Raw genomic sequence first — 18,263 nt, 5'->3', positions numbered from 1 at the left:
CCGTTGCTGTCGAGGTTCCGGTAGCACGGCACAACAAAGGAATGTCAGGTTTTCTACCCGTCCGGATTTGAGGAACTGATTGGTTCGGTCCCGGAGGTCTGCGGCGCCTGGCGCAGGTAGGTGTTGACGGCGTCAATCAGCCGAAGGGATTGCGATCCCTTACAGGCAATACCGATCGGGACGCTCTTCAAAGGGTTCTTTGCGTCGTAGTTCGGCACCGGTATGTCGTTGACCCTAAAGTAGACAAGTGTTTCAGGTATCCACCCCAAAAACACATCAAGTCTGCCAAGTGTCAGCATGTTGACCGCTGCGCGGGGTGTGTCGACCCGCCGAATATCAGTCAGGTTGGTTTCGACCCTGGTCCCCAGCGGCATTCCCTGAATAGCCCCGACATCAAGAGTTTTGAGATTGTCGATTGCGAGATCGGGAGCGTCAGGTCTTAGTGAAAAGGCGTGAAGCTCCACTTTGTCCCACACGTCCGAGAGTGTTGCGCCGGGGCAATGGCTGATCTCGGGGTCTTGATTGCAAGGACTGACGCAGCAGTCTTCACATCTGGAGAACTGGAGGATCGCGCGGGCCGGCGGCATGAAGCGGAAGTCGACTTGCAGGTTTTGCTGCCGGGCGGCGGACAAAACAATCTGATCATACCGGCCACGCGCATCCGGTTGGTGGTGTCCGTCCAGCTCGGTCGTGAAGATTGTAATGGGGTCGGCTTGCGCTACTCCGGTCACCCAAACAGCGGTGATCAAAACCGACAAAGCCAGGAACGCGGCCTTCAGGATTGAGACTGGCAAAAATTTAAAATTGGCCGACATGGTTCTGTGCTTGGCGAAAGATAGACGCCATCTCGATTGTTGACGCTGTTCAGCTGGTTCGGTGTGCGCAACCTGCTGCTCTGTTACCCAACATAAGTGAGCCAGACCGGAATTGTTATTGTGTAAATGGATGATGGTAAGGATAACAGCGCGTGCGGGCTGAAAGCTTTGAGCGATCACCATCTGGCGGCGAATGAACCAGAAAAGGGGCCTCCTGACGGTACTTGTCAGGAGCCCTGGAGTGTCGGCTGGAACAATCACAGGCAATCATGCGATGTAGGCTCCTCAGAAGAACAGGAGCTGCACTTGGAACCCTTCAAAAACAAAATCTCACCGGAGTTTGTTCAGTGTCTGGCCAGCCATCTTGACCAGACCATTGTTGGGTTTCAAAAAACGGCCTTTGAAAGGGAAATTCTGGGCCAACTGCAGCAACTTGAACTGAAGCAGAGAGCCCGGCTCATTGCGGATGTCACCACGAAGCATTTGCCTGACGCGCTCGAGAGCCGGTTTTCGATCTTGCGCTCGCTTCTTCATTCCGATCCGGAGGGCGCGGTCGATCGGGACAGCGACGAGAACGGGATCTGCGGCTGGGGCATGATGCCGCTGGGTATGATTGTTTCTGACACCGGCCTGAATGACTTTGACGCTTCGTTCGATCTCATGAAGGAAATGACCAAACGGGCGACTGCCGAATTCGATGTCCGGCCCTTTTGGCAAAAGACCAGGAAAGAGCGCTCTCCATCATGACCCCTTGGACAGAGGATCCCAACGTGCATGTCCGCCGTCTGGTCTCTGAGGGCACACGTCCTCGATTGCCCTGGGGCATGCGGCTAAATCAGTTGATTGAGGATCCAACACCGACCTTGCCGTTGCTGGAGGCCTTGAAAGACGACCCGGAAGAGTATGTGCGCCGGTCTGTCGCTAACCATCTGAACGATATCGCAAAGGATCATCCGGCATTGGTGAGCGACATCGCGGCTAACTGGCTCAAAGATGCTACGCCACAGCGGGAGAAGTTAGTTCGGCATGCCTGCCGGTCTTTGATTAAAAGTGGATATGAACCGGCCTTGCGTGCTTTTGGTCTCAACGCGCCAGAAATTCAACTCGAAGATTTGAGCATTGAAACGGTGAATGTCCGCTTCGGCAGCTCGTTGTCCTTTTCGGCTGCGTTGAAATCGACAGCAATGAGGCCTCAGGATCTGATCATTGATTACGTGCTGCACTTTCAAAAGGCCAACGGCAAACTGGCGCCGAAAGTATTCAAGTGGACGAAAGCCACATTGGACCCCGGCACCGTTCATAGGCTTTCCCGTTTTCATCCGATCCGACCGATCACGACACGGACCTACTACGGCGGTACACAGGCCGTGAGCTTGCGTATCAACGGTCAGGATTTTGGGTATCAAGAGTTCGATCTTGAAATGCCGGATGGCTGACGGTTCCAATTAGGTCCCTAGAACCAGTTCAGTTTTGGTTCTGCTGAAACACCAGCCCCTGGATTGCTGAGATCGAGATCGACATCCCCTGCAATGCCACCCACCGTGCCGTCGTCTGAGTACTGCCAGATGGCATAGGTTTTCCAGGGGGACGGAATTTCGGGCGCACTCGCCGTTGTGTAGTTTGCAACCCACAACGGATAATCGGAGAAGTCGGGACTGCCCAACCCCTGCCAAAATGCCGGGGAGACATAGATCATCGGGGTACATTTGAGTTGCGTCTTCAGGCTTTGGAGAAGCTCTTTCAAGGCATAGACATATGTGGACGCAGAGACGCCTTCCATATCCTCACAGTCTATCGCTGGCGGCAAGTCGGCAGTTGGATCGTAGCCCGCGGATCTCAGCTGCTTGATTAAGAGATCTGTTTGTTTCAAGAAGCAGTCGGTCGGAAGAAAGTAGTGGTAAGCGCCGCACTGCACCTTGTTGTTTTTACACCCGGCCCAATTCGACAAGAACATCGGATCCGGTGAGCTCTCTCCTTCACTGGCCTTGATCATGGCAAACTCAGTTCCGTCCGCAGCAACACCTGCCCAATTGACGGTCCCTTGGTAATGGGAAACGTCGATGCCCCGTCCACCTGTCGTGTCCATGCGTCACACTCCGTCTGTTGCCTACGAAGTGAGAGACGCGGCACAGGCGGTGTTGTGAGGAAAGGCTTAACTTTCCGGTGAGAGCCGTTTCAGTCTCAGCATACCGGCAATGCCAATCGCCGGTCCGATTGCCATGATCGCAAAAACTGCGGGCCAACCAATACCATTCGCAAGCATGGGCGTGACTTGGACTGTGAAGAAGGTCAACGCAAAGCCAAGTGCAGTCTGGAAGGTCATCAGGCTTCCGGCCTGTTCGGCCGGTGCAAAATCCGCGACGAGGGCTGAAAACTGGGCGGAATCGGGCAAAATGGCCGCGCCCCAGATCAAGACGCAGAAGACTGTCAGCCAGACCGGGCCGCCAAAGGTAATGGCGCTCAAAAGGGCAGCCGTACCGCTGATTGCCATCGCAAGGATCGCGATGTTGGCCTTTCCGACCTTGTCTGCAAGAACACCGGCGGCAATGCAAGCGATACCGCCCGCTGCGATCGCAAGGAAAGCGATTAAACGGGCAAGCGAAACCGCATCCTCGGCTGCCATATGCGCAGAAAAGGAAACGGTCAGCGCGATCCCAATCCAGGCCCACATCGCGTAGAGCTCCCACATGTGACCGAGATAGCCGAGGTAGGCGTACCGGATCTTGCGGTTCGTCCAGGCAGAAAACACAGCCTTGATGTCCATTTTCGGGGCTGTGCCATGAAACGGCCCAAGCGTGGTCGCAAGGCACAAAAGTCCGCCGAGTGCCGAAGCGATTGAGGCGACCGTCAGGCTCCAGCGCCAGTCGGTTCCCCCAAGGAGCGCCAAGAGATGTGGTGCCGCGGAACCGAAGGTGAGGGCGCCGACGAGGGTTCCCACCAGAAATCCGCGGTCCTTTTGACCCCAGCCAACAGCGATTTTCATACCCACGGGATAAACACCTGCTAGCAAGGCTCCTGTAGCAAATCGGGCCAAGATGGAAACAACTCCACCTGGTTCGGAGACAAGCAGGCTGGCGTTAAAAAGAGCGGCGGTAATCGCGCAGAACGCAAAAAACCGGCGGGGATCAATGCGGTCGGCAAGTCCCAAAAGGGCCGAGGCCAGCGCCCCGACAACAAAGCCGATCTGCACCGCACTTGATAGAGCGGCCTGCCGGAACTCGGAAATCGGGTATTCGCGAGTCAAATCCGGCAAGATGGCTGCAGACATGAACCAAAGGCTCATGGCTGCAATCTCGGCAATCATGAGAAGGCCGAGAGACCGCCACTTGGCGGCGACATCAATCTGCAAGGCCAAGATCTTTCTGGAGTTTTTTGGAGAGCTTACGCACTACGATTTCGTGAGCTGCCGAAATGTATGCTTTCAGATCATCGTCCGAAATACTGCTGTCGTCTTCTCGCTGAACCCACTTGGCCCGCGCAAGATACGGGGCGGGAATGACGCCGTTCTGTTGGATCAACAGGGAATAGGAAATGTCCGAACACTTGAAGCTGAATTTCTCGTGGGTGCCTTCGCCCCAGCCGGAGCAAATGGCGAAAATCTTGCCGCCAACCTTCCAGACGGACGCATTGCCCCACTGGACGACGTTCGTGGTTGCAGGCAAAGCCTTGCAATAGGCGTCAAATTCATTCCGGTTCATGAGAACTGACTGTCACTAAGAGAAAAAGCAAATGTGGAGAAAGTGATAACGCATACCGCAAAGGTGAAAAAGGGAAATCAGAACAAGCATTCGTGTTGTTGCGATGATGATAGACGACACAAAGCCGTGTCGGCACTGGTATGGGTTGAACCTTTGCCCATTTGGTTATTAATCGATTGCCGCATCGAAGGATCGGGGCTCCCAGTTTTGTTCACATCCCCGCCAACCTGTGCATGGGCGTTGGATAACATGGCAAAACCCCCCGATTTCGGCGGCATCCTTGAATCAAATTTAACATGTCTCCATATTTAATAGTGAAGGGAGCAAGATGCTCCTGTCCGGGTGCCTTACGAAAAGGGCCCGGATGCAAGGTCGCTTCGACAAGGACTTTGAGGATGTCGCGCATGTCAGCGTTTTCCAGCCCGTTTATGCTCGGGTTTGATGATATCGAGCGTGTGCTTGATCGTGTGTCTAAGGCCGCGAATGACGGCTATCCGCCCTACAACATTGAACGGTTGCCGAAAACCGACAGCCAGGGCGATGTGATTAGAATTACGTTGGCTGTGGCCGGGTTTACCCGTGATCAGCTTGATGTCTCGGTGGAAGAAAGCCAGCTCGTTATCCGTGGCCGGCAGATTGACGACAAGACACGTCAGTATCTCCATCGCGGTATCGCCGCCCGTCAGTTTCAACGGGCGTTTGTTCTCGCCGAGGGGATCGAGATACTCGGTGCGGACTTGAAAGATGGCTTGCTGTCCATCGACTTGGCACGACCGGAACCGGAACGTGTCATAAGAAAAATAGAAATCTCCAGCGGTGAATGACCCTCGCTACAAAACCAAAATGGAGAAACACTGATGCACAACACGAATTCACCCTTCTGGGCTGACGAAAACGACATCGCCGAAGTTATGACAGTGGACGAACTGAGCGAACTTGGTACCGGTGATGTGGCTTACATCAAGCCGGTGACAGCCGGAGACTTGAAAGAGATGTTCCCGGATGTTCCGCCATTAGAGGATGACATGACGCTTTATGCGCTCCTCAATGCAGATGGAACTCCGATCCTCTTGGCTGACAGCCGCGCTGCGGCACTTGCCAATGCTTTTGAGCAGGAACTCGAAATGGTCTCGTTGAACTGAGGCCTGTTGGGCGTCACGTCCTGATCAAGAAAAACCCGGGAGCTTGCTTCCGGGTTTTTCTTTTCAGTTGAGTACCTTGTCCGCATCCTTCGCCTTATGAGGCCCGTCTCCGGTAGCCGCAGGCTGGTTTGGCCGGCGCGTAAACTCTGGTTGGAGTGTCGCTTTTCCCGGAGGTTTGCGCCAGGGCTCGCTCTTATACCAGGACACCACATAGGCGACGGCGATGAGGGCCGCAAATCCAAGGAGATTGGAAAGGATCTGGGGGATCCATTCGCCCCGGCCCCAGACCATATCGCGCAGGATTGCAGCTGCTTGAGCGACGACGAGGCTAGCCATGAAGACGGCGAGGGACTGCTGTCCGACTTTTTGGACGACCCGCACAAATCCGCCCCAAAGTTTGCCATGACCCAGAAGATATTTGCCATGTTCGCCGGCCGCCGCCCAGGCAAGATAGGCAAGTGCTAGGAAATGAATGTACCGCAGCACACCGAATTCGGTCTTGATCCAGAGGGGCTTGATGAATTCACGGACTTCCCGCGCCCACACCCAGTTAAGGTGCGCTTCGCCATATACGCGGAAATACGCGAAGGGCACCGTTGCCAGTACAATCACCGTGCATAGGATCAGCAGCTTTGCATTCACTGGAGGGGCCGGTATCCAGCCGCGCATGAACGCAAATCCAGTAAAGAACAGAAGTTGCCAGGCAAATGGGTTGAAGAACCAATCCCGTTCTGACCAGGGTTCAGCAGGCAGACTCAGAAAATCAAACTGTGATGCCAGCCAAAGACTGATCGATACAGCAAATGCAGCCTTCACCGAAATCCGCGACGCCAGCATGATCACCGGGATGAGCGCCAGGATCACGATGTACATGGGCAGGATATCGAAGTAGTTCGGCACCCAAGTGAGTGTCAGAATGCCGGGCAATGCGACAGCGGTATTGTTGAACAGATGCCACAGGTTCAAGGAGACGACATAGTCCTGAGTGAGGCCGCAGCAGCTCTCCAAATAGCCGCTTTCGTGCACCATCACCAAGCCAACCGCAATCACCAGAAACTGGCCTATATGCGCCCAGTAGACTTGCCACATCCTGTGAAGAATGCGGGCAGCGCCAATCCCCAAGCCGTGGATATCGAAGATCTTGCCAAACGCGAGAGCCGAGGCCATCCCGGAGCAGAATACGAACATTTCGGTCGCATCGGAAAAGCCGAATCGCGCCGGAATCCAAAGCGTCCACCAGTTCCAGGGAACATGGGCGATATAGATGATGAACATCCCTATCCCGCGGAAAAAGTCGAGCCGTGGGTCCCGGGGGCGTTTGGTATGAGGCTGGGAAGTCACGTTTGTCACATGGCAAGTGTAAATGAAATCGTCCGCCGGATCACCGGCGAACCGTCAGTAGCTGTTCGTTGCACGCAGACTGTCGGCCTGCATCACCTTTTCTGCGCGCCGCATTTTCTGGCAAGTTTCAAGGCGTTGTTCCGCGAACCGGTCGAGCGCACCGCGTTTGCGGGACCGGTCCTTGATAAGGGTCTCTGCTTCTACAGACAATCCGGCACGCAAGGCGGCATCAATGGTTATACGCTCAAAAACATCGCGCTGGGCGTGCGAGCCGCCAATCCGGGGCATATTGCTTCTGGCCGATGTGAGCAGAGTAAACGCCGAGGCGTAATTGCCTTTTCGATACTGTTCCAGGCCGAGCCCGGCCGGCAGGCCAGCCTCAGATGACACATTCCCGATGTCGGTCTCCTGGTCTGCGCGCTGCTTCAGTCCGGCGATGAGCCGGTCGGCACCCATGCGGCGGCCTCCGTTCAACAGAGCCATGAGGTAGTGCAAGTCTGCAAACACGTTACAGCCATCTTCGGCGCGTTTGTCGGAAATCAGCGCAAGCTCATCCCAACGGCTGCCGATGTCGATCCCCTCCAGCTCAAGGCGCACCAGAAGCGAAGCGGCGTTCGAAATGTCGCGATAGTCGTCTGTTTTGTCTTTCCGAATGTCGCGGTCATACAGCATCAAGGCTTTATCGGCCTGACCCTGATCGAGATACATGAGCGCCAGATGCCACCAAACGTGATAGCCGAAGTTGTTGCAATGCGCCCAGCCGTCCGGATGGTTTTCAAGCCAGCCGGCGCCCTCTTCGGTGCGGCCTGTCATGTCATGAACATGCGCGACAGCGTGAAGTCCCCATGCATCGTCGCGGGCGTGTTCGAGACCGAGCCGGCCGGCAGCTTCAGCGAGCCGGTATTCGCCCGTTTCTTCAAGCGAAAAGGCGCGGCATCCAAGAACGTAGCCATAGGCCGGATTTTGCGGGTCATAGGCATCAAAAACGCCGTCGATTGAGGACCGCATCCCCGTGGCATCGCCGAGCACAAACCGGATTGCATGCACGAGTTTCAAGAGCAGCGCATCGCGCGGCGCCTTCGAAAGGGCGGCGTCCAGGAGATCTGCGGACCGGCTCGGGAATCCGTTGAGCCAGGCAGCCAACGCTTCAATCACCGCGGTTTCACGCTCGGTCACGGAACTATCTGCAGCAGACGATCGGGCAATCGATAGGCATTCCCGCGCAGTCTCAACCAATTCCTTACGGCCGAGCAGGAGACAAAATAGTCCGCGTGTCGCATGGCCGAGAGCAAAATTGGGCTCTTCGGTCAAGCATGTTTCCAAATGGGCGGGCGTTGTCTTGCCATGGGCCAGAAACGCCAGAACCGTCTTGTCCCATGCTTCTGCGGCTGCAGGGCTGGTCAAGGTGAGATCGTATCCAAATTGATCGCTAAGACGCATGCTGAGCCTTTGTTGCTGTCCCATTGGCCGCACTGATGTTTGCAAGAAAACGTGGCAGCACTGCGCCTCAACGGGAATGAACGCTATTGAACCCAAGATCCGCAGCTGCGCCATGAACTGCAAAACACAAAATGGTGTTGGCGGCGTGTTACCACGGCGGGGCTTTTCTTGCGCGGTTTTGGGAGATACTGAGTGTGTGCTTGATTTTGAACAGTTGCCCTGAAATTTGAAGAGATAGCGACCATGGCGGTGTTACTGAAAAGTCCTCAAACCGCGATTGCGGCCATTGCTTTCGGCATCATCGGGCTGATCTCGATCGGCGCATATGCAGCGGCTGGTCCTCGCCAGGGCATGGCTGTCCTGATTGGCGGGCTTGCCGGCATTTCGCTCTATCATGCGAGCTTCGGGTTTACCGCCGCTTGGCGGCGCATTGTGACGGAGAAACGGGGCGGCGGTTTGCGGACGCAGTTCGTCCTCATCCTGCTGACAAGCGCCGTTTCCTTTCCGTTGATCGCATGGGGCGATACCCTTGGATGGCCGGCGGGCGGTTTCGTCTTTCCGTTTGGCGTCGCTGCCGCCATCGGAGCTTTCATGTTTGGCGCAGGTATGCAGCTTGGTGGCGGCTGCGGGTCGGGGACACTCTTCACTGCGGGCGGTGGATCGACGCGCATGATGATTACGTTGGCCGCCTTTATTCTCGGGTCCGTGTTTGCGACCGCGCATCTCCATTTGTGGGGGCAATTGCCAAAGCTTCAGCCGGTTTCGCTGATCCGCGAGTTTGGTCCGCAAGGGGCGTTTTTGCTGACCGCTTTGGTGCTCGGGTTTATTGCGCTCTTGACCGTCTGGCTGGAACGCCGCGCGCATGGGGATATCGCGCCGGCCCGTAAAACCGAATCCGTTCTGCAAGGCCCATGGTCACCGATGTTCGGTGCGGTGATGCTGGCGGTTGTCGGCATTGCGACCTTTATTGTGGTTGGCCGGCCATGGGGCATCACGTCGGCCTTTGCCCTTTGGGGCGCGAAGGCATTTCAATTCATCGGGATCCCTGTGGAGACCTGGCCGTATTGGACCTGGCAGAAAGGCGCGCTTGAAAACAGTGTCCTGAGAGACACGACATCGGTCATGAATTTCGGGATCATTTTCGGGGCGATGGCCGCGGCCGCCTTGGCTGGAAAATATGCGCCGCTCTGGAAGCTTACCCGCCGCGACGTCTTGACGGCGATCGCCGGTGGTTTGTTGATGGGATATGGGGCAAGGCTCGCCTATGGCTGTAACATTGGAGCCTATCTTGGCGGGCTGGTGTCCGGCTCCCTGCACGGGTGGCTGTGGCTGCTGTTCGGTTTTATGGGGTCGATGGTCGGCGTCCGATTGCGCCTGAAACTCGGCATGGGCTGATTGGAGCACCACGTAACTCACACCCGATTGTGAGACGTGCGTGAAAGAGCCACTCGCTATTGTTCGATCTACTCGATGTTTTCCAGTGGAGGATCATTCCTTGCGTTTTATGTTTCCTATCTTGCTGACGGTATTCCTAGGGCTCGGTCCCGTTCAAGCTGACAGTATTGCGCCTAGTGAGGGATGGCAGGTCCGACCAACATCCCAGTCCTACCAAGAGCTGGTCGACGACCTTAAAGCGGCAGTTAAAGAGGCCGGTATGCTGCTTGTCACGCAGGCAAGCGCCTCGGCCGGAGCCAAGGGTAGGGGGCTGACAATCCCGGGCAATCGAGTCTTGGGTGTTTATCGGAACGATTATGCGATCCGCATGTTGGAGGCGTCTGTCGCTGCCGGAATTGAGGCCCCCATCCGGTTCTATGTTACCGAGAATGCGGACAAGACTGCGACCCTGTCATGGAAAAAACCGAGTTTCGTCTTCGCGCCGTATATGAATGAAGGCGGCGAAAAACTCGCTGGCTTGGCAGCGGAGCTCGATGGCGTCTTCCAAAGCATTGCTGATGCGGCTGTTGCAGCTCAGTAACGGTCTGTGGAATTGCGTGTTTAGAAGGCAGGCATGACCAGTTTTTGTGCTTGTCACGCCGCTGATTCTCAAGAACAATCTTCCTGTCTTCAACGTGAGAAAGGAGGTGTGCCCATGTCTAGTGAGTATCGGAATTTGGCCCTTGTAGCTGGGCGAAATGGAACGGTGGTGGAGCAGCCTCTGGTATCGAACGGTTTCGCCGGGATGTAATCCGGAACAAAGGTCAAACGATCTCATGGGAGGGCCGCACAGCGGCCCTCTTTTGATTCTGACTGCCTAAATCAGGCCAACCGCTTTGCGCACATCTTCGTCGCGCAAGGAGCAGTCAATACCGCGGTACGTATCTCCCGCCGGGGTGCAGAGCCAGCAGATCGTTTCGCCAACCCATTCGGCTGGAATATGAACGGATGGATCAAGCTGGCTGACCGGGTTGATCCCTGATGCTTTGATATCGACCTGCATTTGTGTGGCAACGGTCCCTGGGCTCAGGCCCACCACTCGGATACCCTTTTCGCCAAATTCCTTGTCGCTGCATCGGGTCAGGGAAAGTGCGGCCGCCTTGGACGAGCAGTACTGGCTCCAGCCCTCCAATGCGCTGACAGCGGCGCCGGAGCTGATATTGACAATTGTGCCGGATCCTTTTGCGAGCATATGCGGCGCAACAGCGCGAATGCCGTGGTAGACGCCTTTCACATTGATGTCGATCACCTGACCCCAGGCCTCCGGGTCGGAGCTTTCGATACGGCTGATCGGCTCAATAACACCAGCATTGTTCACCAGAATGTCGATCCCACCGTACGTGTCGATCGCGGTTTGAACGGCTTTTTCGACGTCAGCGTAGTCCGCAACGTCGCAAGTGACAGCTAAAGCCTCACCACCATCGGAGCGGATGTCACCCGCGATCTTTGTGATGTTGCCGCTGGACCGCGCCGCGAGAACAACCTTGGCGCCGTATTTCGCAAGGCTGCGGGCACCAGCTTCACCAATCCCGCGGCTCGCACCGGTTACAAGGGCAACTTTACCTTTCAGATCGAACATTCATGAACCTCAGTTTTGTGTCGCCGCAAAGGGCAGGTTTTTGTTGAAGGTGACCCTAATGCGCGGCGGGCGCGGAATAAACCATCTCGCGTCATGGATGCCGTGCAAAATCTTCATCAATTGGGAAAATCCTGTGTTAAGTCACCCGCTCAATTGACATTTCATCTGCGCTCTTGTCGGGTGAATGTGTGGTTTTGGAATAGGTTGGCAGGTTGAGGGAATGGCAGAAAAATCGGATCTGCAATCGCGTTTACGGCAACTCTATTTTGGCCATTCCAACAGCGCGCGGATTTTCCGCTATGTCCTTTTGGCTTTCGATATCATCACGATTGCGTATTTCATCGTGTCCGCGATTGTTGACCCGGACCGACACCACCATGAAGTGGATTACGCTATCGCGGTGGTCCTCGCATTGGACTTCATGGCACGCCTGATTGCAGCAGGTTCCCGCTGGCGATACCTGGCAAGTTTTACCTCCTTGGCGGATATTGTGGTGGTGATCTCGCTGATCATTCCGGCGTTTTTTGAGAATTTCGCCTTTTTGAGAGTCATCCGCATGTTGCGCTTGCTGCGGTCCTATCACCTCTTGAAGGAGCTGCGCGACACGTCGAAATGGTTCCGCCGCAATGAAGAAATCCTCCAGTCGACAGTCAATCTCTTTGTTTTCATCTTTGTCATCACAGCGATCGTTTTTGTGCTGGAGCATGATCGGAACGAGAACATCAACAACTATCTGGATGCGCTCTACTTCACCGTCACAACGCTGACGACGACCGGGTTCGGCGACATCACCATGACCGATACGGTCGGACGCTTGCTGACGGTCCTGATCATGATTTTTGGTGTCGCTTTGTTTCTGCGGCTGGTCCAAACCATTTTCCGTCCTTCGAAGGTCAATCTGCCATGTCCCGATTGCGGGTTGAGCCGCCATGATCCGGATGCTGTGCACTGCAAGCATTGTGGACGCATGCTGAACATTCCGACAGAAGGGACGTGGGACTAGAACGCCAGCCCTGGACCGCCCGCAATCGCGTGCTTGTGATCCGTCAGGTGCTGGAAATCTGCGGGCGTTGGGTCACTCTCCTGTTGGCAATAACCAACACCGCCGGGAGCGCACGCATGACGCAGAAACGAAAATGGGTCCTGGGCCTTGCAGTCGCCGCAGCGATGGGCCCGTCTTCTTTTGCCTCAGAGACGAGCTGCGGGGCGCAGATACCGTGCTCGGTCGCCGAGGGCACGTATTACATCCATGTGCCGGGAGAGCGCGACCCGTCAAAACCGCTCGGTGCGATCCTTTATCTCCACGGGCATCGCGGCAAAGCAGTCAATGCGTTGAAAAACGAAAGCTTCAAGCGCATGGCGGATGACTTGGGCGTTGCATTCGTCGCTGTTCAAGGCGTGAACGGAACCTGGTCCTTTCCGACTGCACCGCGAAATCTCAGGGATGAGCCAGTTTTTTTCGACAGCGTCCTGGAAGATCTATCGGAGCGTTTTGGTGTCGATCGGGGTCGCACCATGCTCACCGGCTTTTCCTCCGGCGGTTTCATGACCTGGTATTTGGCCTGCGAACAATCGGACAGGTTTTCAGGCTATGCGCCGATTGCTGGCGCCTTTTGGGAGCCGCTTCCGAAAGACTGCCCAACAGATCCCCCGTACCTGTTTCATGTCCATGGCACCACCGACACTGTTGTTCCGCTGGAAGGGCGTTGGCTCGGCGGCGGGCAATGGAAACAGGGGGATGTTTTTGAAAGCTTCGATATCTGGCGCAAACAGACTGGCCTATCCGAGACTGCACCGGAGACCCTGATAGACGGGGCCTTGTCTTGCGAAAGATGGAAACCAGTCACTGGACTGCTGGAGTTGTGTCTTCATGATGGCGGCCACAGTGTGCGTGCGGAGTGGATCGAGCGTGCCTGGTCGCTCTTGTCAAACATGCGCGGATGGGAAAGCTGAGATGAGCTTATCGCATCACTTGGCGGTGACGGGAAATTGAGACAAAGCGATCTGATGACAAGACCACCGGAGTTGACGGCGGCCTGCCTCTCATGCCCTTTTCGCGAAAGTATCAGCAACAGGGTGATCCGTGCAGCACACCGTTCCATCGAAGGGAGCACTTTCAGGGCTCCTTGTCCTTGATCTTTCCCGCATTCTAGCAGGACCGACCTGCACCCAAATCCTTGGTGATCTTGGGGCTGAAGTTATCAAAATCGAACGGCCGGGCCGGGGCGACGATACCCGTGGATGGGGCCCCCCGTTCCTGAAGAATGTGGATGGCGAAGAAACCTCTGAGAGCGCCTACTATCTCTCTTCCAACCGCAACAAGGAGTCGGTGGCCGTAGATCTGGCAAGCGAGGAAGGTCAGGATCTAATCCGGAAGCTGGCTGCAAAGGCCGATATTCTGGTCGAGAATTTTAAGGTCGGCGATCTCAAGCGGCGCGGGCTCGACTACGAGACCCTGAAGGCGACCAACCCAAAACTGATCTACTGTTCGATATCCGGGTTCGGCCAGACCGGACCTTATTCACATCGTGCCGGTTATGATTTTCTGATCCAGGGCATGGGCGGGATTATGTCGCTCACCGGCTTTGACGATGAGGAGGGTGGAACGCAAACCAAGTGCGGGGTCGGGATCGCGGATGTTATGTGCGGCATGTATGCGACCGTATCGATCCTCGCCGCAGTTCATCATCGGCATCAGACCGGCGAGGGGCAATACATCGATATCTCGCTGTTGGATGCTCAGGTCTCCTGGCTCATCAATCAGGGTGTTGCGCATCTGGTCTCCGGTGAAGTCCCTGGGCGGCTCGGCAACGGGCACCCCACCATTGTGCCCTATGAGACGTTTCCGGGTGCCGATGGCCCGTTCATTCTCGCGGTTGGAAACGACAGTCAGTTTCAAAAGTTTTGTGACGTTGCTGGTGCACCGGACCTGGCCACAGATCCGCTCTTTTCAAAAAACGCAGACCGGGTTCGAAACCGGAAGACACTGGTGCCAAAAATCCGACGTCTAACCATCGAACGCGAGGCTGCAGATTGGATACGGGATCTTGAAGCGGCTGGTGTCCCCTGCGGCCCGGTGAACGATCTGGGGCAGGTCTTTACAGATCCTCAGGTTCTGGCGCGGGAGATGATGATTACCTTGCCGCACCCGGTCAGCGGATCTGTGGACTTGATTGGGTCTCCGATCAAAATGGAGAAGACGCCGGTTGATTATCGCAAAGCACCACCGATGCTCGGGGTGGATACGCAAGATGTCTTGCAAAGGCATTTGGAATTGAGTGACAGCGAGATCGCAGAGCTGGTAGAGCGCGGCATCCTTGATCTTGGCAAAGCCACACCGGCAAAAGGAAACTAAGTAACCATGACCACCGGCGCTGATATTATTGCACAGAAGCTTCACGGCGCAGGTTGCCGTCATGCCTTCGGAATTCCTGGAGGCGAGGTGCTGGCACTGATGCAGGCGCTTGATGAAGCAGGTCTGAAGTTCGTGTTGGTGAAGCACGAAAATGCCGGTGGGTTCATGGCCGAAGGCGGTTGGCATGCCGACGGCGCACCAGGAGTGCTCCTCGCCACACTTGGGCCGGGCGCAGCCAATGCCATCAATGTCGTCGCCAATGCCTGGCAGGATCGTGTGCCGCTCATCTTTCTGACAGGCTGCGTCGATCAAGCCGAGGCTGAAAGCTATACGCACCAGGTCTTTGATCATCAGCAGTTGCTGCGCCCAATCGTGAAGGCCAGCTTTTCCGCACGCCTCGGAGCGCTTGATGTGATGATGGAGAAGGCTTTGGCCATCGCGCTCGACGGTCAGCCCGGTCCTGTTCACATCGACGTCCCGATCAAGGTCGCCGAAACAGTAACTTCGGAAGCTTGGTCTTCAAAGTTCCGCTCAAGCCTCGCCGCCTCCGCACCTGCGTCCGGTTCCGATTTGGACACCGCACTTGAGTTGTTTGCAAAGGCGGAGCGGCCCATCGCCATTGCCGGGGTGGATGCCGTGAATGAGGGCGCTTCGCAAGCCATCACTGAGTTTTGCCGCACCTATAAAATCCCGCTCGTAACAAGCTACAAGGGCAAGGGGCTTCTCCATGAGAATGACTTGCTCGCGCTGGGCGGCGCGGGCCTGTCGCCAAAGGCCGACGGCCACCTTCTGCCGCTGATCAATCAAAGCGATTGCATTTTGTCGCTTGGCTATGACCCAATTGAAATGCGCATCAATTGGCGAAATCCCTGGCCGTCCGACGCGCCGGTGATTGACGTTACGCCGGTTTTGAGAACCCACGGCATGCACGACGCTGCAGCAACGCTGCGCAGCGCTGTCGAACCTGCGCTAAACCTTCTGGCTGAAGCACGTGACACAACCGCTTCTTCCTGGTCAGGCGGTGAGCCGGTCGCAGTCCGCAAGGATCTTGCAGAGGCCTTCGCGCCGGAACAAACAGGCTGGGGCCCAGGCACAGCGTTCCACGTGCTGCGTGATGTGATGCCTGAGAATACCGTTGCGACGGCCGACAGTGGCGCACACCGTATTTTGGTCAGCCAGATCTGGCGCTGCTCTGGTCCAAGGCAGATGCTCCAGTCGTCCGCCTTGTGCACCATGGGCTGTGCCGTTCCCCTGGCGATGGGCCATCGATTGGTGGACCAGACGGCACCGGTGATCGCGTTTGTCGGCGATGCCGGGCTTGAGATGTGCCTTGGTGAACTCTCTACGCTTCGGGACCTGAAAATCCCGGTCATCATCTGTGTTCTGGTGGACACCAGCCTTGCGCTCATCGAACTCAAGCAGCGCAACAGCCAGCGGCCGAATGTCGGCGTCGATTTTGGCGAAACCGACTTTCCGGGTATCGCGGCGGCCTACGGAGGCTATGGCGTTTGGATCGAGAGTGCGGAAGTTTTGCGTCAGGAAGCTGGCGCAGCCCTGGATCGGGATGGCTTCACACTGCTTGCGTGCCGCATCGCGCAACGATCTTATGACGGTGCTTTTTAGGCCCGCAACCTAACTTTTTGGACAATGAAGGGATACTGGACCTTCCAAGGCAGGGTGACTATGCTGCACCTGCGAAAAGAATAAAGTCCCGACAAGGGACTGGGAGGAGAGCCAATGAGGATCTGCCGGACCAAGGCGGATATGCGTGCCCTCGTGCGCGACTGGAGACAGAGCGGAGAAACCACCGCTGTTGTTCCAACAATGGGATATCTGCACGACGGTCATTTGTCGCTTGTTCGCAAGGCGAAAACTGTGGCGGACCGTGTTGTCACAACCATTTTCGTCAATCCGACCCAATTCGGTCCGAACGAGGATCTGGCGAGTTACCCGCGGGACGAAGAACGGGATCTGGCGCTCTTGCGCGCTGAAGCCGTGGACGCTGTGTTTATGCCGAGCGTCGATGAAATGTACGGCGCTGGTGGTGACACTTATGTCGAAGTGCCTGGTCTGTCGGCCATCTTGCAGGGTTCATTGAGGCCCGGACACTTTCGCGGTGTCTCAACGGTCGTCTCCAAGCTCTTCAATATCGTCACGCCGGATATCGCCGTCTTCGGTGAAAAGGACTACCAGCAGCTGACCCTGATCAAGCAAATGGTGCGGGATCTCGATGCGCCCCTAGAGGTACTTGGTCATCCAACGGTGCGGGAAGCCGATGGCCTCGCCATGTCTTCTCGAAATGTTCGGCTGACGGAAGATCAACGTACGGAGGCGGTGGCGCTGAGCCGGTCCCTGGATAAGGCCGAGCAACTTGCAAAGACTACACCGTTGATTGATGACCTGGAAGCGGTCGTCCGTGGCGTCCTGTCGGACGCGCCATCCGGACAGATTGAAAGCATCGACATTCGCGATGCCGAAACCCTTGCCGAGCTGAGCGGCACGTTTAACAAGCCTGCTGTCATTCTACTTGCCGTCCGCTTCGGGTCCGTCCTTCTGATCGATCAACGCGTTGTCAGACCCGCTGCGTAAATCCAGCCGTTAGTTATAACTCCTAAGGAGCTCAGACCATGAGCGCTCAAAAACAAATCCGCCGCATCACCGCACCGCAGATCGCCAAGCGCAAAGGGGTGGAGCCGATCGTCTCTCTGACCTCCTACCACGCACATACGGCGGCGATTGTCGACAAATACGCAGACTTCATTCTTGTCGGCGACAGTCTCGGCATGGTCATGCACGGGATGGAGTCCACCGTTGGTGTTTCGCTTGACCTGATGATCATGCATGGCAAGGCAGTCGTACGCGGCACACAGCGCGCGCTGGTCGTTGTCGATATGCCCTTCGGCACCTACGAGGAAAGCCCGGCCGAGGCGTTTCGCAATGCGGCTCGAGTGATGAAAGAAACCCAGTGCGGTGCCGTCAAGCTGGAGGGCGGGAGGCGCATGGCCGAAACGATCCGCTTCCTGACCGAGCGCGGCATCCCGGTCATGGCGCATATCGGGTTGACGCCTCAATCGGTGAACGTCATGGGCGGCTTCAAGACACAAGGGCGCGAAGAAGAAACCTGGTCGATCCATGAAGAAGACGCCAGAGTGGTGGCCGAGGCCGGTGCCTTTGCGCTCGTCCTGGAAGGCATGGTCGAACCGCTCGCAGCTAAGATCACAAAGCAGATCCCGATACCAACCATCGGCATTGGTGCCTCGGCCGAATGCGACGGACAGATCCTGGTTCTTGAAGACATGCTGGGTCTCAATCCCGCGCCGCCGAAATTCGTCAAGGTCTATGGCAATCTGGGTGACCAGATCGAAGCGGCTGTAAAATCCTATGCCGATGAGGTGAAAGACCGCAGCTTCCCGACCGAAGAGCAAGTATATCGATAAGTCGGGGTGAGATATCCGCTCA

The 18,263-nt window shown here is 56.3% G+C and carries 19 protein-coding genes; 12 read left to right on the top strand and 7 right to left on the bottom strand.

The features are described 5' to 3' along the window. Positions 1 to 53 precede the first annotated feature (53 nt). A complete protein-coding gene (locus tag ACQY4Z_RS10090) occupies positions 54 to 815 on the bottom strand; it encodes a hypothetical protein (RefSeq protein WP_428528902.1) in 762 nt (253 codons plus the stop codon). Positions 816 to 1,121: 306 nt separating this feature from the next. Here ACQY4Z_RS10090 and ACQY4Z_RS10085 point away from each other — a divergent pair, with 306 nt between their 5' ends. Together ACQY4Z_RS10085 and ACQY4Z_RS10080 are read left to right on the top strand one after the other, a co-directional pair. After that, entirely contained in the window at positions 1,122 to 1,562 is a 441-nt protein-coding gene (locus ACQY4Z_RS10085; RefSeq protein ID WP_428528900.1) for a hypothetical protein, read from the top strand. Continuing rightward, a complete protein-coding gene (locus tag ACQY4Z_RS10080) occupies positions 1,559 to 2,251 on the top strand; it encodes a hypothetical protein (RefSeq protein WP_428528898.1) in 693 nt (230 codons plus the stop codon). The genes ACQY4Z_RS10085 and ACQY4Z_RS10080 overlap by 4 nt, the downstream gene beginning before the upstream one ends. A 17-nt stretch (positions 2,252 to 2,268) precedes the next feature. Here ACQY4Z_RS10080 and ACQY4Z_RS10075 read toward each other — a convergent pair whose 3' ends face one another. The 3 genes from ACQY4Z_RS10075 to ACQY4Z_RS10065 form a co-directional block, all read right to left on the bottom strand. Beyond that, positions 2,269 to 2,901 (bottom strand): glycoside hydrolase family 25 protein, encoded by a 633-nt coding sequence (locus ACQY4Z_RS10075; protein ID WP_428528896.1) that lies wholly within the window; start codon positions 2,899 to 2,901, stop codon positions 2,269 to 2,271. 66 nt (positions 2,902 to 2,967) lie between these two features. Further along, a complete protein-coding gene (locus tag ACQY4Z_RS10070; RefSeq protein WP_428528894.1) occupies positions 2,968 to 4,170 on the bottom strand; it encodes an MFS transporter in 1,203 nt (400 codons plus the stop codon). Next, positions 4,154 to 4,513: an MmcQ/YjbR family DNA-binding protein gene (locus tag ACQY4Z_RS10065; RefSeq protein WP_428528892.1), complete on the bottom strand. Its 360-nt coding sequence runs from the start codon at positions 4,511 to 4,513 to the stop codon at positions 4,154 to 4,156. Before ACQY4Z_RS10065 ends, ACQY4Z_RS10070 begins: the two co-directional genes overlap by 17 nt. Before the next feature lie 395 nt (positions 4,514 to 4,908). Here ACQY4Z_RS10065 and ACQY4Z_RS10060 point away from each other — a divergent pair, with 395 nt between their 5' ends. Continuing rightward, a complete protein-coding gene (locus tag ACQY4Z_RS10060; RefSeq protein ID WP_133949054.1) occupies positions 4,909 to 5,337 on the top strand; it encodes an Hsp20 family protein in 429 nt (142 codons plus the stop codon). Positions 5,338 to 5,370: 33 nt separating this feature from the next. Then, positions 5,371 to 5,655, top strand: coding sequence for a DUF1150 family protein (locus tag ACQY4Z_RS10055; protein ID WP_428528890.1), 285 nt, complete (start codon positions 5,371 to 5,373; stop codon positions 5,653 to 5,655). Positions 5,656 to 5,718: 63 nt separating this feature from the next. Here the strand turns inward: ACQY4Z_RS10055 and ACQY4Z_RS10050 are convergent, their stop codons facing one another. Together ACQY4Z_RS10050 and ACQY4Z_RS10045 are read right to left on the bottom strand one after the other, a co-directional pair. Then, positions 5,719 to 6,930, bottom strand: coding sequence for an OpgC family protein (locus ACQY4Z_RS10050; RefSeq protein WP_428528888.1), 1,212 nt, complete (start codon positions 6,928 to 6,930; stop codon positions 5,719 to 5,721). Between the two features lie 120 nt (positions 6,931 to 7,050). Next, complete coding sequence (locus tag ACQY4Z_RS10045) at positions 7,051 to 8,436, bottom strand: tetratricopeptide repeat protein (RefSeq protein WP_428528886.1); 1,386 nt, start codon at positions 8,434 to 8,436, stop codon at positions 7,051 to 7,053. A gap of 243 nt (positions 8,437 to 8,679) precedes the next feature. Here ACQY4Z_RS10045 and ACQY4Z_RS10040 point away from each other — a divergent pair, with 243 nt between their 5' ends. Both ACQY4Z_RS10040 and ACQY4Z_RS10035 read left to right on the top strand, forming a co-directional pair. Then, on the top strand, positions 8,680 to 9,831 hold the full coding sequence (locus tag ACQY4Z_RS10040) for a YeeE/YedE family protein (RefSeq protein WP_428528884.1): 1,152 nt from the start codon (positions 8,680 to 8,682) through the stop codon (positions 9,829 to 9,831). A 109-nt stretch (positions 9,832 to 9,940) separates the two neighbouring features. Next, the gene (locus ACQY4Z_RS10035) at positions 9,941 to 10,411 is read left to right on the top strand and encodes a DUF302 domain-containing protein (protein WP_428529506.1); all 471 of its coding nucleotides are present in this window, start codon (positions 9,941 to 9,943) and stop codon (positions 10,409 to 10,411) included. A gap of 276 nt (positions 10,412 to 10,687) precedes the next feature. Here ACQY4Z_RS10035 and ACQY4Z_RS10030 read toward each other — a convergent pair whose 3' ends face one another. After that, on the bottom strand, positions 10,688 to 11,449 hold the full coding sequence (locus ACQY4Z_RS10030; protein WP_428528882.1) for an SDR family oxidoreductase: 762 nt from the start codon (positions 11,447 to 11,449) through the stop codon (positions 10,688 to 10,690). A 220-nt stretch (positions 11,450 to 11,669) separates the two neighbouring features. Between ACQY4Z_RS10030 and ACQY4Z_RS10025 the strand changes: the two genes are divergently transcribed. The 6 genes from ACQY4Z_RS10025 to panB all read left to right on the top strand — a co-directional run bounded on the left by ACQY4Z_RS10025 (position 11,670) and on the right by panB (position 18,241). Beyond that, positions 11,670 to 12,452, top strand: coding sequence for an ion transporter (locus tag ACQY4Z_RS10025; protein WP_428528880.1), 783 nt, complete (start codon positions 11,670 to 11,672; stop codon positions 12,450 to 12,452). Between the two features lie 116 nt (positions 12,453 to 12,568). Beyond that, positions 12,569 to 13,402 carry an alpha/beta hydrolase family esterase gene (locus ACQY4Z_RS10020; protein WP_428528878.1) on the top strand — a complete coding sequence of 278 codons (834 nt, stop codon included), beginning with the start codon at positions 12,569 to 12,571 and terminating at the stop codon, positions 13,400 to 13,402. Positions 13,403 to 13,532: 130 nt separating this feature from the next. Further along, entirely contained in the window at positions 13,533 to 14,804 is a 1,272-nt protein-coding gene (locus ACQY4Z_RS10015) for a CaiB/BaiF CoA transferase family protein (protein ID WP_428528876.1), read from the top strand. Between the two features lie 6 nt (positions 14,805 to 14,810). Next, positions 14,811 to 16,427, top strand: a complete 1,617-nt coding sequence (locus tag ACQY4Z_RS10010) for a thiamine pyrophosphate-binding protein (protein WP_428528874.1) — start codon at positions 14,811 to 14,813, stop codon at positions 16,425 to 16,427. Between the two features lie 114 nt (positions 16,428 to 16,541). Further along, positions 16,542 to 17,393 carry a pantoate--beta-alanine ligase gene (panC, locus tag ACQY4Z_RS10005; protein WP_428528872.1) on the top strand — a complete coding sequence of 284 codons (852 nt, stop codon included), beginning with the start codon at positions 16,542 to 16,544 and terminating at the stop codon, positions 17,391 to 17,393. A gap of 38 nt (positions 17,394 to 17,431) precedes the next feature. After that, positions 17,432 to 18,241, top strand: coding sequence for a 3-methyl-2-oxobutanoate hydroxymethyltransferase (gene panB, locus ACQY4Z_RS10000; RefSeq protein WP_428528870.1), 810 nt, complete (start codon positions 17,432 to 17,434; stop codon positions 18,239 to 18,241). The last annotated feature ends 22 nt before the right edge of the window (positions 18,242 to 18,263 follow it).

The sequence above is a fragment of the Roseibium sp. genome (assembly GCF_965276855.1).
In the GTDB taxonomy this organism is placed as follows: domain Bacteria; phylum Pseudomonadota; class Alphaproteobacteria; order Rhizobiales; family Stappiaceae; genus Roseibium.
Note: the sequence above shows the minus strand (reverse complement) of the source record. Positions and strands in the feature narration are given on the sequence as shown.